The sequence below is a fragment of the Thalassospira sp. ABL2_045 genome (assembly GCF_056161285.1).
The window spans coordinates 25675-42208 of the sequence record NZ_JBSWYV010000008.1; the positions used below are offsets into that span (position 1 = coordinate 25675).

Sequence of the window (16534 nt, forward strand, 5' to 3'; positions counted from 1 at the left end):
ACCCCGATCTTCAAAATGGTCTTATTTCCCGGAAATTAGAAGAATTAGAAGTTCCGAGTTTGCTGGTATCTCAGATATGACAACAAGTTCGTGACAGTGGGATTACGAATATGTGACATCCGCGGAAAACATCCGCTTTTATGTCAAAAAACCGCCGCGACCCTATACAAAGGGGCTAGACAAATTCACGGAATCGATACCCTTTAAACCTGTCCGATTGCCCGCCCGGCAAGCGGATGATGCTCCTGAACCAGCCCGCGCAGCCGTGACTCGAGAACATGGGTATAAATCTGCGTGGTCGAGATATCCGAATGGCCCAGCATCTTTTGCAGGGACCGCAAGTCCGCCCCATTGGCCAGAAGATGACTGGCAAAGGAATGGCGCAGGACGTGCGGCGAAACCTTTGATGGCGGGACGCCGGCCTCGATCGCCAGATCCTTGATCATTTTCAGAAACATCTGACGGGTGAGATGCCCGGTTTTCCCGCGCGACGGAAAAAGGTATGAGGATTGCCCGGGGCGGTCGGCATGGCCATCTGATTTGTCTGATGGAATGAAGGCATCGCGAACATCTAGGTAATCCCGCAGCGCATCGCGCGCCGGATCAGAAAGCGGCACCAGCCGTTCCTTGCTGCCCTTACCGCGCACAATCAGCATCTGCGGATCGCGTGCGGCGGCGGCAAAGGGCAGCTCGACCAGCTCGGATACGCGCATGCCGGTGGCATACATCAGCTCCACCATCGCAAGCAGGCGTTTTCCCTTGATGCCCGGATGGTTGGTCGCCGCAAGGATCAGGCGGTCGATTTCCTCAATCGACAGGAATTTCGGCAGGGTCTGGCCCTGCTGGGGGCTGTCGATATTCGATGACGGGTCGTCATTGCGATAGCCATCGGAATACAGAAACTTGTGAAATTGCCGCAAGGCGGACAACCGCCGCGCCTGCGTGCGTGGGGCAAGCCCGGCGGCACCCAGTTCCGCCATATAACGCCGGACATCCACATCACGGGCCGCCACCGGATCGGATTTCGCAGCCGCGAGCGAGGATGCATAATCCTCAAGATCGCGGCGATAGGCATCAAGCGTATGCGCACTGGCCCCGCGTTCGGCCGCCATCATTTCCAGAAAGGCCGATATCAGCGAGTTTGTCAGTGCTTTGGCCATGGCTGGTTCCGCCAGTGATTAACACACTTGGTTATCAAGCATCTTAGTGGTTGAACGACATCAGCAATTCTGTCGCCAGACGCCGCGCATCCCCGTGCAGTCTGACCGCTTCAAGCGACGTGACCGTGTCGCTCAGAACTTTGGGATCGGCATTTTCAGATGCCGCGATCTGCTGGGCCTGAATAGCCATTGCGACAGTTTTTGCCTTTTGCTGGGCGCGCGCTGCAGTAGCCAGATGATGGGAAACCGCACTGCTGGTCGTAACGCGTTCTTCCGCATAAGGAGCGGTCAGAAGCCCGTCCCACAGGGTATCAGGGACTTCGATGCCAAAGCCTTCAAACAGATTGAAGATCAGCTCGCTATAGCGTCTTGCAGCCGCCTGATCACCGCGTGCGGCCTGCATTTCCTGCCATTCGATCATGCGTGCACGATGACGGGCAAGGGCGGCGGCACGTTCTGATGCGCTTTGCACATCTTCGGGGGATGCCGAATTGGGCATCACGGTTGCCGATGCCATGCCGCCACTTGATGTCGGTGCATCGGTCACAACCGCACCGCCAAGGCCAAAGTTCTGCTGCGGGGCTGATTGGGTATCGGTCCCGAAGCCCTGCGACGCATTTCCGCTCTCCCCGTTCACAGCCGGTTGGGTCGGTTTGACCGCACCGGTTTCCTCAAGGCCCGAAATCGCCAGAACCGGATAAAGCAGGCTTAGGCGCGACGAAATGTCATTTGATGCATTGGCCGAGGAACGGGCAACCTGAAGCCAGCTTTCTGCCCGCTCGAAACTGTTGGCGGCAATCGATGCCTTAAGGGCCGAGACCGCGAACCATGAAAAGTCGCCATTAACAGGAATATCGGCCAGCAAAGGTGCCGAAAGGCGGGCGGCCTGCATGAAATCGCCTTCAAACTCGGCCGCTTCAAACAGGGCGGCAAGAATTTCGGCGCGTGCTGCGGGAACATCACTTTGGGCAGTGGCCTGATAAAGCTTGGCATATTGGCGTGCCTGAATGCCCTCGTTGGCATCATCCAGAACGTTCGCCAGCGCATCGGCTTCGAAATTCACAGACTGATAAACGTCTGCCAGTTGTGCCGGGCTGATCAGGCCAAGCTTTTCGGCCTTGCGTGCGGCTTCAAGCCGGACGTCGGTCGCCGTGGCATCGGCATTGGTGATGCCAATAATGGCCGCGGCATTGCCGGTTTCAAGTTGGCTGGTCGGGATTGATTGTTTGGCAATGGCCAAAAGCGCCAGATCAAGCGGGCGGAGTTCGTCCAGCAATTCAGGATCGGCGGCATTGCCGCTGCGGATTGCGGATACCAGACCAAAGAAGGTCGCATCGCCTTCGCCGCCCATTTCACGCACCAGATCGACCGAAAAGGCCGCCGAGGTCGGATCATTGGCATAGAACGCGCACATAGCCGCGGCCTTCAGCCAGAAAAGTTCGTCGTAACTCGTGCCGTAACTTTCAATGGCATCACAAGCTGCATCGATCTCTGCACCGATCAGAAGCGCGTTGGTTTCTGCCTGTGCCAGCATGGAGCCGCGCGATCCTTGCGGGGCGGCGCGGACAAGTTCGATGGCGTTATCAAGTGCGCCCATTTCGATCAACTTGGCAACGCGTGCTTCAAGCAGGCTGATCTCCGCAGAATCCTGTGGCAGGGCGGCGGCCGAAAGCAACATCCGTTCCTGCAAATCGCGGGCAGTATGGGTGGCCGGTGTAGCCGGCAGTTCGGAAATCAGCTTGGCTGCAGACCGTCGCGTCGTGCCGTTCCACATATCGATGCCAAGACCGCCGCGCGACCGATCAATGGTCCCGACTGCTTCGGCGTCGACCGCACCAAGTGTTAAGGACTGAACCGCATTTGGATCAGACGGGAATGTCTCGGTCTGGCTGGTATTTGAATTTGTGCTGCCAAAGCCACCAGATAGCGGCGCCGATGAGGCTCCCGGATTGGTCGGGCCCTGATCAGACTGGCGCTCCGCGTCCTGTTCGGCTTCCTGTTTTAAAAACAGCGGCACCGGGGCCGACGTTTGCGCAAGTGCAGGGGCGGACACAAGTCCCGTTCCCGTCATCATGGCCAGTAAACAGGTCTGTACGAGAGCCTTTTGCATTTAATCTGCACCGGTTTTGTTTGTGTTTGGCGAGCCGTTTGGCAAGGCACAGCGTGCAGGGCGATGCGGAGCATCGGCCAAACGGTGTAACGAAGAAAAACGCCGCCAAACACAAACCCGAAGGGCCGGGAAATCTGCCTGTCCCGCAGCGTCAAAGACCTTGCGCGTAACCCCGCTACGCTCAGCGGCCTTTTCCTTGCTGGACAGGCGGATTTCTCCGGCAAAACGGTCCAGATTAAGTGCAAAAGGCTCTGAAAAACGGGAACGCAATGTCATCTTAGTTGAACCTCGAATTCGGGATGGTTTCTTCGATTTGGGCCGTCGGGGCCGGGATGTCCCAGGTCACCAGGAAGGTTGCACCGCCGGCAATCACGGCGATAACCAGCAACAGGATGATGCGCGATAAGATCTTCATTTTAATCCAGACTTCGAAGCGTTTGAGCGAAGGACGCGAATACCAGTATGCGGACGAAAATCAAAGATGCAAGAACCGGAACCGCCAATCATTTTGGCCATTCGTTTCCTTGTCTTGAACCTTTCATCGCATTGCGGTGGTCGCACGCCAATTCGGCAACTTCATGGCAGTATAAGTCCCTGTTACTCACAGAGAGTTAATGCAACTTCCGCCACGTTTGCGCGCAACAAGGTTGGGCAAAATGTCATCCTTGCATGCGCAAAGTGACCGAAAGCGGTAATTTGACGCTGCATTTTTGTCGTGTTTGCTGTGCGGTTTGCTTGCGTTCAGGGGCAAGCTGCCCTAAAGAATTGGGTAATTTGTAACGCATTTGATTGAACCACAGGACTGCAAACCGAACATGGACAGCAACATTGCCGAGTCGGGTTTGCACGAAGACGTGATCGCCAGAATTCGTAGTGGCCTTAAGGGCCGCACATTGGTGTTCATTGGACTGATGGGTGCAGGAAAAAGCTGCATCGGCCGCATGGTCGCCAAGGAACTCAATCTGGATTTTGTCGATGCCGACCGCGAGATCGAAGAAGCCGCTGGCTGCTCGATAGCCGATATCTTCAAGCTGTATGGCGAAGAGGCTTTTCGCGACGGCGAGGAACGTGTAATTGCCCGTTTGCTTGATGGCGAACAGATCGTGTTGGCCACAGGTGGTGGTGCGTTCATTCGTGAACGTACGCGTGAACTGATTCTCGAAAAATCCGTATCGGTCTGGCTTCGTGCCGACCTTGATCTGCTGATGCACCGCACCAGCGGGCGCACCCATCGACCGTTGCTCAATAACGGTGATCCCAAGCAGATCCTGGCCGATCTGATCGAGACACGTTACCCGGTCTATGCCGGGGCAGACATTATCTTCGACTGTGATGAATCCTCAAAGGAAGCCACCCGTGATGCGGTTCTTGAACTGCTCGCCAATTCCTTTGATGACGACGGTCAATTGATCAAGACAGGAACCTGACAGAGTGAGCAATCACGACACCCTTCACGTTGAACTTGGCGCGCGCAGCTATGACATCCTTGTTGGCAGTAACCTTTTGGCGGATACCGCCAAATATATTGCCCCGTTCGTCAAGAAGGCCGGTGTCGTCGTGATCAGCGATGCGGCCCTGGCCGACAACCACCTGCCGACCGTGCTGACTTCGCTGGATGGGGCCGGGATCGCACATCGCGAAGTCGTCGTGCCGTCGGGTGAAAAGTCCAAAAGCTTTGCCATGTTCGAAGATGTCGTCGAACAGATTTTGGCGATGGGCATCGAACGCTCCACCCTGATCATTGCATTGGGCGGTGGCGTGGTTGGTGATCTGGCCGGGTTTGTTGCCGCGTCGCTTCTGCGTGGGCTTGATTTCGTTCAGATCCCGACGACGTTGCTTTCACAGGTCGACAGTTCGGTGGGTGGCAAGACCGGGATCAATTCCAAGTCGGGTAAAAACCTGATCGGGGCGTTTCATCAGCCGCGACTGGTTCTGGCCGATACGTCGGTTCTTGATACCCTGCCGGCACGTGAATTGCGCTCTGGCTATGCCGAGGTTGCCAAATACGGCCTGATCGATGATCCGGAATTCTTCACCTGGCTTGAAGAAAACGGGCAGGCGGTTCTTGATCAAGATGGTCCGGAACGCCGTCAGGCCGTGATTAAAAGCTGTGCTGCCAAGGCCCGCATTGTTTCCGAGGACGAACGCGAAGGCGGCAAGCGCGCGCTTTTGAATCTGGGTCACACTTTTGGTCACGCGCTCGAAGCCGAAACCGGATATGGCGAAAAGCTTCTGCACGGCGAAGCCGTTGCCATGGGTATGGTCATTGCCCATGACGTGTGCGGCGCCATGGGTATGGCACCGGCGGGCGAGAAAGACCGGATTACTGCCCATCTGAAGTCGGTTGGTCTGCCGGTGGCAGCATCCGAAGTGACCGGCATGCATTGGGATATCGACAAGGTGATTGGTCACATGTCGCGCGATAAAAAGGTCCGCGACGGCGAGATTACCTTTGTCATGACACGTGGCATCGGCAAGGCCTTTACGTCCAAGGCGATGGATGTCGAAAAAATGCGTGCGGCCATCACGCGGTCCTGCCGCGGGTAACGGTTTTGCGACATTTGGCGCTGTGATCGGCGCCAATGTGTTGTTGTTAACTTGTTTAACGCCATTTGACCTTATAGATGAACACGGGACAAACTGGTTCTAACGATTTCACCGCTTGGAGACGGCCCTGAATGACGGTCACGATTGTCGTGATTTTTTTCCTGTTGATGCTTTCGGCATTCTTTTCTGGCTCGGAAACCGCGCTGACGGCGGCGTCGCGTCCGGTCATGCACCACAAGGAACAGGATGGTGATCTGCGGGCCGGGATCGTCAACAGGCTGCGCCGGTATCAGGAACGGTTGCTGGGCGCGATTTTGCTCGGCAACAACATGGTCAACATTCTGGCCTCTGCGCTCGCGACCTCGGTGATGATCGAACTGTTTGGTGAAAACGGCGTGGTCTATGCGACCGCCGTCATGACCGCCCTTGTTCTGATTTTTGCGGAAATTCTGCCAAAGACCTACGCGCTTCAGCATGCCGATACCATGGCGTTGCGCGTTGCGCGCCCGATGGGCGTGCTGGTCGTCCTATTTGCCCCGATCACCCAGACCATTCAGGTTGTCGTGCAGGCCACCTTGCGCCTGTTTGGCAGTGGCGAAGGCCCGGGGCTTGATAGCGAACGTGAATTGCGCGGTGCGATTGAACTGCATGCCGACGACGTGGTTGTTGGCAACCACCATGCCGAACGCACCATGCTACATGGGGTGCTCGATCTTGAAGACGTGGGTGTCTGGGAAATCATGGTGCACCGTCGCAAGGTGCAGATGATCGATATTTCCCGTCCTATGGAAGAAATCCTCGATACGGTGCTGGCAAGCCCGCACACCCGTATTCCGATTTATGAAAAGGATCCGGACAACATCGTCGGTGTTCTGCATGCGCGCGAAGTCCTTAAGGCGATCGTGCGCGGCGCCAAACCGGCGACCGCCGAGGATGTCCGTGACCTGAGTGCCGAACCCTGGTTTATTCCCGACTCAACCACCCTTGCCGATCAGCTCAAGGCGTTCAAGGAACGTCATGAACACTTCGCCATTGTGGTCGATGAATATGGCGCGTTTGAAGGTGTGGTGTCGCTTGAAGACATTCTTGAAGAAATCGTTGGCGATATTTCAGATGAAACCGACGTCGAAGTGGTCGGTGTTCACCCCCAGGCTGACGGTTCGGTCATTGTGCGCGGTGATGTCACCATTCGCGACCTGAACCGTCGCTTTGGCTGGCGCCTGCCTGATGAGGAAGCCGCAACCGTGGCGGGTCTTTTGTTGTATGAAACCCGGCGTATTCCCGATGTCGGACAGCAATTCCGTTTCCACGGGTTTGAATTTGAAGTGCTGCGCCGTATCCGCAACCAGATCACCCGTGTGCGTCTGCGCGCAGTCACCGATCCGGCCGGGGAAGAGCAGGAATAAACGCCTGCATCCCCGCATTGCGGTATGTTGCGTCAAAACCATTCCCGCGTAAAAAATTTCAGCTTTATCTACTTATGGGTTAAACTTGTGCATCAAGGTCTTGACCCAAAGGATTGCAGGGCCACTTGCAAATAAGGGCCCGTCACACTGTGTCATCCAGAAACGTCAATTCAATCTGACGTTTGTCAGTGTGAGATCAGATGATCTGATCGGGTTTGGGCATGTGGCAACAGCAACCTGCAGAGAGAGATGCATGGATACCAAAATTGTACCGGGTGTGGTCCAGGAACAATCCATCGCGACACTCAACCCAGCCGATTCCGTGATGGACGCCGTCAACATGATGAGTGAGCGCAAAATTGGCGCGGTCATCATCGTCGACAACACGGCCAGACTGGCCGGGATTTTTACCGAGCGTGACCTTGTCAACCGCGTGGTCGCCAAGGGTCTGGATGCGGCATCGGTGCCGTTATCCAAGGTCATGACAGCGGATCCCGATACGCTTGGTCCCGATGACTCGGCCATGAGTGCGCTCGATCTGATGAGTGCGCGGCGATATCGTCACTTGCCGGTGGTGGATGGCGTCAAGGTTGTCGGCATGGTGTCGATCCGTGACCTGTTTAACGTGGTCAAACGCCAGCTCGAAGAAGATGTCCGCGAGCGCGAAAAATTCATCTTCGGCTCTGACTACGGCGTGGCCTGAACCAACGCCTTCCAGGTGTGAGACGCGTCATTGGCCTGAGGGAAAATTCCCTCGGGCCTTTGGCCTGTGTGAAATTTCCGATGTTACGGGGCTGTCTGACTGGCTGATCGGAATGGCAGCAAACGCTTTTGCGACTTGACAGCGCGCAGGTTAACGTTTTTACGTTTACGTAAAGGAGAGAGCCCCATGCCATTGTCCCGCCCCGCCGAACGTGAACATATCCATACCCGTACCGTGACCTGTCAGGGGTTTCGTCGCAAAGACGGCCTGTGGGATATCGAGGGTCATATCACGGATGTCAAAACATACGGCTTTTCCAATCACGACCGTGGTGAAATCCCGGCGGGGGAGCCGGTTCACGGCATGTGGATCCGGGTGACCATTGGCGATGACCTTGTTATCCGCGAGGTCGAGGCCGTCACCGACTACGCCCCGTTTGCCGCCTGTGACGCGATTGCGCCCAATTATGAAAAGCTGGTTGGCTTGAAGCTTGGCCCGGGCCTGCGCAAGCAGATCCGTGACCGCACGGGGGGTGTTCATGGCTGTACGCATCTCAATGAATTGATGGGGCCGGTGGCGACCACCGCGTTTCAGACGGTCTTTCCGATCCTGGCCAAGGAATCCCTGCAGATGCGCGATGAAAATGATGACAAGCCGCCACGTCGCAATCCGTTGATCAATACCTGCCATGGCTGGCGCAGTGACGGGCCGGCTGTGAAACGCATCTCGCCTGAATTCTACACCGGTGATGAATAGGTGCTCTGCGCGTTTTTGCCGTCTTGCAAGTACATGCGCGCAGTCCAATATCAAAATGGTCCGTAACGTGTATTTGTCAGGTTGTATGTGGCCATGTTGCGCTGGGATGGAAACCATAAAACAATAAACAACAAGAACTGCCGGAATGCTGTTTTGCGATCTTTGGCAACAGCAGCGCTTTATTCATTTCTGCTGGGGTCGGCGAGACTGACGACATCGACGTCGCAGGCCCATGATCTTGTGTCATCCCCGGCTGAGTCCGGACAGGCCGACTTTAACGGCCAGGACAGCTTTCTGATCCTGCAAACCAACCTGCATCCCCCATATCAGGAACTGCAAAACGGCATGCTAAGCGGCTATTCCGTCGCCATCCTGAACTGCGTGTTCGAGCGGATCGGTGTCGGGTATGGCTTTGCCATTGCGCCGCGCCAGCGTAACCGGGAGATGGTTCGAAATGGCCGGGCAGACGGGTTCTTTCTGGCGCGCATCAGCGACACCATGGATGAATATGCAGTGGCGACAAATCCGCTGGCGCTTGAAAAATGGGTGTGGGTTTCCTCGACGCAGCAGTCCGATAACCCCCGCGTAAGCGGTGTGCCCAAACCGGGCGATTTCGCCTCTGTTGGTGCGATACTCGGCTCGAACGAGGCCGAATGGCTAAGCGAGCAGGGCTATGGCGATATCATGCGCGTCCCGTCAATTGCATCGCTGGTCGGGCAGGTGGCAGCAGGCCGGGTGGAGTATGCGCTTGTTGACAAGCACAGCTTTGAAATCGCGCGCAAGTCGCTGGAAATCGGGTCTGACAAATTCGCTGTTAAGTTCGAACGCTATGCACCGTTGGTGGTCTATTTTTCCAAGCGCTATGTTGCCGCCTTTCCCGATCTGCTTGATCGGCTGAACGGGGTGCTGGAATTTTGCGAAACCCGCCCGATGAGTCTGGAGCCGTGGGAACGCGATGCCATTGAACGCGAACAGTTGCCGATCGTGCGGCAATTTGCCAATTCCCCGGCCCTTCAGGACCATGTTCTTGATCTGGTCGAAGGACGAAAAGGCCTGGCAGCAGATCAGAAACGCCAGACGGATGAGGAATGGACAACCTTGTCTCGGCGCGGCCAATCCAGCGCGACAGCGGCCGAAATTCTGGGCAATGACTTGTCGGATTATCTGCGCACGTTTCAGGCCGGCATTGGCGATCAGATCGCAGAGGCATTTGTGTTCGACCTGCATGGCCAGATCATTGGCATGAGCCGCCTGACATCGGATTTTGACCAAAGTGACGAGGCGCAATTCCAGATGACAGAAAGCATCAACCGCGATCATGCCCTGATCACGGATATCCGCTATGACGCCTCAACCCGTGCTTTTCTGTCGCAGATCACCGTGCCGGTCGTCGATCCGGATACGGGCAGAACAGTTGCGGCACTCACCGTCGGGCTTAACGTTTCTGCGGCACTGCGTCCCGATAGCTGAGATTGGCCGTGAAAACCGAAACCGTCCGGACTAGTTACCGGACGGTTCGGTGATTTCAATTTCGATATTGCTATACCAGTCTGCGGCGGCCTGCATTTCGGCATCCGTCAGCTCCCTGGCAATCGGTGTCATGATGTCATGCACCCGTTTGCCGGTGCGAAACGCCTTGAGCTGCGTTTCGATATAGATATTGGTTTCCCCCGCCAGATTGGGCGCATCTTCAAGTGTCGAAATCCCGTTCGCGCTGTGGCAGCCAATACAAAGCTCCGGGGCGTCATCCTCGGACGTGTTGGCGGGTAGGGTGCCGCTGGCGGTAAAATGATTAAACCAGTGTGCGACGTCCTCGATCTGGTCATCAGACAGACTGCCGGCGACCACCGTCATCATTTCATGTTCGCGCGTGCCGGTCTTGAACGCCCGAAGCTGTGCGATCAGGTAATCAACCGGCTCGCCGCCGATATGCGGGGCAATCGGAATGCGCGCCAGCCCATCAAGCCCGTGACAGGTGCGGCACATGCCCGCCACCTTGCGTCCATCCTTGAGCGTTTCGGGATCAGTCGTGGCGGGATCAGTCGTGGAGGGGGCCTGGGCCGACACAGATGACGGCATGGAAAGAACCCCGGCGGACAGAAGCCCGCCGAGGAGTGCGATCAAAGCTGTGCGCATCAATTGCCCTCATACCAGATGCGATACAGCGCACCGGCCAGATCATCGGAAACAATGATCGACCCATCACGCAATTGGGCAACATCGACCGGACGACCAAGATATTCCTCGTTCTCGTCAATCCAGCCTTCGGCAAACGGTTGGGTGCTGGCATTGCCTTCGTCATCAATGAAGGTCACCATCACCCGCGCGCCCACCGGCGTTGTGCGGTTCCACGACCCGTGCTGGGCCGAGAAGATCGCGTTCTTGTATTTGGCCGGGAACATCTTGCCAGTATAGAAGCTCATGCCAAGGTCGGCGGCATGGGCCACGGTTTCTACCGCGGGCATGACAACGTCATAAGGCACTTCCTGTCCGGCATATTCATTGGTGCGGACATCACCGCCGCCATACCACGGATGGCCGAAATGCTGGCCGGCGGCGGTTTGATGGTTGATTTCACCGGGCGGGATATCATCACCCATGCCATCAACCTGGTTATCCGTCCACCACAGTTCGCCGGTGACCGGGTGGAAGTCATGACCGACGGAATTACGCACCCCGTAGGTATAAACTTCGCGGCCGGTGCCATCGGTATTGATGCGGATGATGCCGCCAATGCCCCACTCGCGATAAAGATCAAGCTTGTCTTCGGGCGCCACGTTAAACGGCTGACCGAGCGAGATATAAAGCTTCCCGTCCGGGCCGATTTTGCAGACACGCGCGGTGTGGTTATAGCTTTCCTCCGCGGGCGGTATCAGATCGCCCTGCTTGACGACGTTAAAGGCCGCGACATCCGGGCTTTCATAGAAGAACTCGGCGGCCGGGAATACCAGAACGCGGTTCTGTTCGGCGATATACAAGAACCCGTCAGACGAGAAGCACGGACCATTGGGAATGGCAAAGCGCAGCGACGGGGCAAAGTCCTTTACCTCGTCCGCGACCCGGTCCTTGTTGCGGTCGGTGACGGCCCAGACCTTGTCCTTGCGCGTGCCGACAAAGGTCACGACCCCTTGCGGCCCGACCGCAATATGGCGGGCATCGGGGACGATGGCATAAAGGCCGATCTTGAACCCGTCTGGAAGCGTGATGCGTTCAAGGGTCTTTTTGATCCCTTCGGCATAATCCCCGCCCTGTTCGATGACGGTGAATTCTGTCGTCCCGGTTGATTGGAAGCTTGAGAGTTTTTCAAGATTGTCCGGCGCAGGTGCTTGCGCATAAGCGGTTCCGGACATGGCAAGCGCAATGCTCGCCATAAGAAGGCGTTTCGTCATTACGTAGTCCTCCCGATTGTAGCGGATGCCATTGACCGGCATCCGTGCCGCGCAGATTTGAACTCCGCACGGCTTGTGCATAAGCATTGCGCCTAATCGGGATGAACGTATAGGTTGATTTCACGATATGGAATTGTGATTAATTGTTTCGTGCGGCAAGGGCGGTTTCGTATTCCGCGGGTGTCATGGTTTTCAGTGCAAGCGCATGAACCCGGTCCTTGAGCAATTCATCAAGCGCCCCATACACAAGGCGCTGGCGGTTCACGCGGTTCTCGCCTTCGAACTTTTCGGACACGACAAGGACGGAAAAATGGGACTCGCCCCGCGGGTCTGCGCCGGCATGACCGGCATGCTTGGATGAATCATCATTGATCTGTAGTTCGACCGGGGCGAACTGTTCGGTCAGGATGTCACGGATCTGGTTGGCGACCTGCATGATAAGGGCCTCTGTTTTCTGGTGATGTTTGCAGATGGCTGCAAAAACGAATCTGGTTGAGAGGGTCTGGCATGCGCTAGGCGCTTTTCAAGCCTTTTATCGCATTTAAAGCGCCCTTATGATATTGCGCGCCGCAAACTTTCAGAACATATAGACGCAAATGAACCGAGGACACCGCAACAAGCGCAAGACGCTCTACCATGACGAACCCGTTCTGCCGGAATGTGACTGGCCGGATTGTGACGGGCATGGGGAGTTCCGTGCGCCCAAGGATCGCAAGTTGCGCGACTATTACAAGTTCTGTCTGGAACATGTCCGCGAATACAACAAGTCGTGGAACTATTATGCCGGCATGAAGGCCGAGGATATCGAAAGCGACATGCGCCGCGATACCCATTGGCAACGCCCGACCTGGCAGTTCGGTCATATCCGTGGTTCGAAAAAGCCGTTCAATTTCAAGTTCAAGGACGGGTTCGGCTTCTTTAATGAAGACGGCGATCAAACCCATCACGGTCCCGGTGCGGAAGACAAGGCCAAGGCTGAACGCAAACGCAAAAGCGAAGAAGCCCAGCGTCGTGCAGGCGCACTTGGCATGCCGACCGAACAGCAACAGGCGATGGCAACCCTTGATCTTGGCTGGCCGTTCACCCGTGATGAGCTCAAGGCGAAATACAAGGCGCTTTCGAAAAAGTATCACCCCGATGCCAATGGAGGCGACAAGGCCGCCGAGGAACGCTTCAAGCGCATCAGCGCGGCCTATACATCGCTGACCCAGTACATCCGCGATCTCGAAGCGCGGGTGACTCTTTAGGTTTCCCGCTAATTTTCTGCGAAATTCGGTGAAAACCGGTCTATTTGGTCGCAGTTTGCGTACCGGATAGCTCTTATCGAGTAAACCTTTTGCGATAATAGAGATTTTTTGCGCATCTTCCCTTTGTGTGATGCGTCATAACCGCTATTAATGAGCAAGTTTAACGAAACGACCGCGCCACCAGCGCCGGTCCGACAAATGCGCGAGTACTTATGAGCCAAGGTTACGAAGCGAGCGGTGTAGCGGCAGAACATCCGCTTGATACACCCGATACCACCATTTCCGTGCGCGAAACGTTCGGGATCGATGTTGATATGGAAGTCCCGGCCTTTAGCCAGGGCAGCGAACATGTGCCGGCGGTTGACCCGACCTATCGTTTTGATCGCGACACCACGCTGGCGATCCTGGCAGGCTTTGCCTATAACCGCCGCGTGATGATCCAGGGGTATCACGGCACCGGTAAATCGACCCATATCGAACAGGTGGCATCGCGCCTGAACTGGCCGTGCGTGCGTGTAAACCTTGATAGCCACATCAGCCGTATCGACCTGATCGGCAAGGACGCGATTGTGCTTCGCGATGGCAAACAGATCACCGAATTCCGCGAAGGCATTCTGCCCTGGGCGCTTAAACGCCCGGTCGCGATGGTGTTTGATGAATATGATGCCGGCCGCCCGGACGTGATGTTCGTCATCCAGCGTGTTTTGGAAGTCGATGGCAAGCTGACCCTGCTTGATCAGAACAAGGTCATCCACCCGCATTCGCATTTCCGCCTGTTTGCGACGTCAAACACGGTTGGTCTTGGTGATACCACGGGCCTCTATCACGGCACCCAGCAGATCAACCAGGCCCAGATGGACCGTTGGTCGATCATTGCGACGCTAAACTATCTGTCGGTCGAAGACGAAACCAACATCATCACCGCCAAGGTTCCGGCATTTGATAACGCCGAAGGCCGCCAGAAGATCGAAGCCATGGTGGCGCTTGCCAACCTGACCCGTCAGGGCTTTGTCGCTGGTGATATTTCGACCGTCATGAGCCCGCGTACCGTGATTACGCTTGCTGAAAACGCCAAGATTTTCGGCGACGTTTCCTATGCCTTCCGCGTGACCTTCCTGAACCGTTGCGATGAAGTCGAACGTCCGATCCTGGCAGAATATTACCAGCGTTGCTTTGGCGAAGAACTGCCCGAGGAAGCCATCAATGTGATGGTCCGCTAAGGCGTGACCCTCAAACAGATTGGCGAACTGGTTCCACAAGCGAGTAGTGCAATGAAGAATGATGAGGCTCTTTCCGGCTTCTTGCGCGGCACGGCAGCGACGTTTCGTGCGCTTGCCGGGCGCAATGATCTGGAAGTCGGCTTTGTCAAAGGCGGGCGCCCGGGGGGCTACGGCGAACATGTGCGTTTGCCGATGCCCAAACAGGCCATGCCCAAGGATGAGGTCGCCGATCTGCGCGGCGTTGCCGATGGCTGGGCGCTTAAAATGCGCCACCACGATGCTGGCCTGCACGCCAAACGCATGCCCGAAACGGCCGAGGCACAGGCTGTTTATGATGCGCTTGAAACCGCGCGTGTTGAGGCGATTGGTTCGCGCTATTTCCCCGGTGTACGCAAAAACCTGCGTGAACATGCCGAACAGGATTGCCACGCCAAAAACTATCACCGCGTAACATCGCGTGATGATGCCCCGTTTGCCGATGCGATCGGGATGCTGGCACGTGAAATCTTTACCGGTGAAAAGGCCCCTGAATCCGCAGGCCCGCTGATTGATCTATGGCGTTCGCACATCGAAGAAAATGCTGGTGCTGACCTGACCGATCTGCGTGATGTCATGGATGATCAGGAAGCCTTTGCACGCGGTATGCGCAAATTGCTTGATCATCTGTCGCTGGAAGAAGACCTCGACGATGCCCCGCCCGAACAGGATGGCGAGGACGAAGATCAGCAAGAAGGCGAAAACGACCCCGATCAGGAAGACATGGAAAGTCAGGGTGGCCAGCAGGGCCAGAATGACGATTCCGAACCTGATGGCAGCGATGATCAATCTGATGCCGGTTCCGAAGAAGCCGAGGCTGGCGAAGGCGATATCGACGATCAGCAGCTTGAAGCCATGTCGCAGGAAGAAAAGCCTGCCGGCCCTGGCGAGCAGCCTGAATTCGATGGCCGCAACGAACCGGTCGAACGTGGGTATGAGCCGTTCACCCGCGAATATGACGAGGTCGTCACCGCAGATGACCTGTGTGAAAACCTCGAACTGTCGCGCCTGCGTGCGATGCTTGATAAGCAGCTCGCCAACCTTCAAAACGTGGTGTCGCGCCTTGCCAACCGTCTGCAACGCCGCCTGATGGCGCAGCAGAACCGTGGCTGGGACTTCGACCTTGAAGAAGGCATTCTCGATGCTGCGAAGCTTGCGCGTATCGTTGCAACGCCGTCGACCTCGCTGTCCTTCAAGCAGGAACAGGATACCGATTTCCGCGATACGGTGGTGACGCTTCTGATCGATAATTCCGGCTCCATGCGCGGCCGCCCGATCACGATTGCGGCCCTGTCGGCCGATATTCTGGCGCGCACGCTGGAGCGTTGCGGGGTGAAGGTCGAAATTCTCGGCTTCACCACCCGTCAGTGGAAAGGTGGTCAATCGCGTGAAAACTGGGTCGAGGCTGGCAAGCCGCCTAAACCCGGTCGTCTGAACGATCTGCGTCACATCATCTACAAGGCCGCCGATACGCCGTGGCGTCGGGCGCGCAAGAACCTTGGTCTAATGCTGCGCGAAGGTTTGCTTAAGGAAAACATCGACGGCGAAGCGCTGCTTTGGGCGCATGAACGTCTTCTGGCGCGTACCGAACAACGCCGGATCATGATGGTGATTTCCGATGGTGCACCGGTCGATGATTCAACGCTGTCGGTCAACTCCGGAAATTATCTGGAACGTCATTTGCGCGAAGTGATCGAATGGATTGAAACCAGATCGCCGGTCGAATTGCTGGCGATTGGTATTGGTCATGACGTGACGCGCTATTATCGCCGCGCAGTGACGATCAACGATCCGGAAGAACTTGGCGGCACCATGCTGCGCGAACTTTCCGATCTGTTTGACGAGGAAGGCGCGCGTCAGCCAAAACGTCCGATGCGCCATGTGCCGGCCGATAATGCGCAGGCCCGTGATCACGCCGCGGGTGACCGCGACCGCTGGTAACGGCCAAGGTGTATCGAGG

At 56.4% G+C, this 16534-nt stretch carries 16 protein-coding genes; 9 read left to right on the forward strand and 7 right to left on the reverse strand.

Annotated features, from left to right (window positions below; all coding sequences use genetic code 11):
• Positions 1–203: 203 nt before the first annotated feature.
• From ACXAIA_RS12520 to ACXAIA_RS12535, 4 genes are read right to left on the reverse strand one after another with little or no spacing between them, the layout of a single operon-like run.
• The gene (locus ACXAIA_RS12520; protein ID WP_475349616.1) at positions 204–1160 is read right to left on the reverse strand and encodes a site-specific tyrosine recombinase XerD; all 957 of its coding nucleotides are present in this window, start codon (positions 1158–1160) and stop codon (positions 204–206) included.
• A 43-nt stretch (positions 1161–1203) separates the two neighbouring features.
• Complete coding sequence (locus tag ACXAIA_RS12525) at positions 1204–3270, reverse strand: antifreeze glycopeptide (protein ID WP_475349617.1); 2067 nt, start codon at positions 3268–3270, stop codon at positions 1204–1206.
• Positions 3271–3546 (reverse strand): hypothetical protein, encoded by a 276-nt coding sequence (locus tag ACXAIA_RS12530; RefSeq protein WP_475349618.1) that lies wholly within the window; start codon positions 3544–3546, stop codon positions 3271–3273.
• Between the two features lies 1 nt (position 3547).
• Positions 3548–3685 carry a hypothetical protein gene (locus tag ACXAIA_RS12535; protein ID WP_167722791.1) on the reverse strand — a complete coding sequence of 46 codons (138 nt, stop codon included), beginning with the start codon at positions 3683–3685 and terminating at the stop codon, positions 3548–3550.
• Positions 3686–4085: 400 nt separating this feature from the next.
• Here ACXAIA_RS12535 and ACXAIA_RS12540 point away from each other — a divergent pair, with 400 nt between their 5' ends.
• The 6 genes from ACXAIA_RS12540 (at position 4086) to ACXAIA_RS12565 (ending at position 10152) form a co-directional block, all read left to right on the forward strand.
• Entirely contained in the window at positions 4086–4697 is a 612-nt protein-coding gene (locus ACXAIA_RS12540) for a shikimate kinase (protein WP_475349619.1), read from the forward strand.
• A gap of 4 nt (positions 4698–4701) precedes the next feature.
• On the forward strand, positions 4702–5817 hold the full coding sequence (gene aroB, locus ACXAIA_RS12545; RefSeq protein WP_475349620.1) for a 3-dehydroquinate synthase: 1116 nt from the start codon (positions 4702–4704) through the stop codon (positions 5815–5817).
• A gap of 131 nt (positions 5818–5948) precedes the next feature.
• On the forward strand, positions 5949–7223 hold the full coding sequence (locus tag ACXAIA_RS12550; protein WP_475349621.1) for an HlyC/CorC family transporter: 1275 nt from the start codon (positions 5949–5951) through the stop codon (positions 7221–7223).
• 253 nt (positions 7224–7476) lie between these two features.
• A complete protein-coding gene (locus ACXAIA_RS12555) occupies positions 7477–7926 on the forward strand; it encodes a CBS domain-containing protein (RefSeq protein WP_475349622.1) in 450 nt (149 codons plus the stop codon).
• Positions 7927–8112: 186 nt separating this feature from the next.
• Positions 8113–8682: a DUF2889 domain-containing protein gene (locus ACXAIA_RS12560; protein WP_475344388.1), complete on the forward strand. Its 570-nt coding sequence runs from the start codon at positions 8113–8115 to the stop codon at positions 8680–8682.
• 153 nt (positions 8683–8835) lie between these two features.
• Positions 8836–10152: a transporter substrate-binding domain-containing protein gene (locus tag ACXAIA_RS12565; protein ID WP_475349623.1), complete on the forward strand. Its 1317-nt coding sequence runs from the start codon at positions 8836–8838 to the stop codon at positions 10150–10152.
• Positions 10153–10182: 30 nt separating this feature from the next.
• Here ACXAIA_RS12565 and ACXAIA_RS12570 read toward each other — a convergent pair whose 3' ends face one another.
• The 3 genes from ACXAIA_RS12570 to ACXAIA_RS12580 form a co-directional block, all read right to left on the reverse strand.
• A complete protein-coding gene (locus tag ACXAIA_RS12570; protein ID WP_475349624.1) occupies positions 10183–10818 on the reverse strand; it encodes a c-type cytochrome in 636 nt (211 codons plus the stop codon).
• Positions 10818–12071 carry a PQQ-dependent sugar dehydrogenase gene (locus ACXAIA_RS12575; protein WP_475349625.1) on the reverse strand — a complete coding sequence of 418 codons (1254 nt, stop codon included), beginning with the start codon at positions 12069–12071 and terminating at the stop codon, positions 10818–10820. The genes ACXAIA_RS12570 and ACXAIA_RS12575 overlap by 1 nt, the downstream gene beginning before the upstream one ends.
• 139 nt (positions 12072–12210) lie before the next feature.
• Positions 12211–12507 (reverse strand): BolA family protein, encoded by a 297-nt coding sequence (locus tag ACXAIA_RS12580; RefSeq protein ID WP_475349626.1) that lies wholly within the window; start codon positions 12505–12507, stop codon positions 12211–12213.
• A gap of 160 nt (positions 12508–12667) precedes the next feature.
• On the opposite strand from ACXAIA_RS12580, the gene ACXAIA_RS12585 reads away from it, so the two are divergent.
• The 3 genes from ACXAIA_RS12585 (at position 12668) to cobT (ending at position 16515) form a co-directional block, all read left to right on the forward strand.
• Positions 12668–13318 (forward strand): DnaJ domain-containing protein, encoded by a 651-nt coding sequence (locus ACXAIA_RS12585; RefSeq protein ID WP_475349627.1) that lies wholly within the window; start codon positions 12668–12670, stop codon positions 13316–13318.
• A 212-nt stretch (positions 13319–13530) separates the two neighbouring features.
• Positions 13531–14538 (forward strand): cobaltochelatase subunit CobS, encoded by a 1008-nt coding sequence (cobS, locus tag ACXAIA_RS12590; RefSeq protein WP_475349628.1) that lies wholly within the window; start codon positions 13531–13533, stop codon positions 14536–14538.
• 51 nt (positions 14539–14589) lie between these two features.
• Entirely contained in the window at positions 14590–16515 is a 1926-nt protein-coding gene (gene cobT / locus ACXAIA_RS12595; RefSeq protein WP_475349629.1) for a cobaltochelatase subunit CobT, read from the forward strand.
• The last annotated feature ends 19 nt before the right edge of the window (positions 16516–16534 follow it).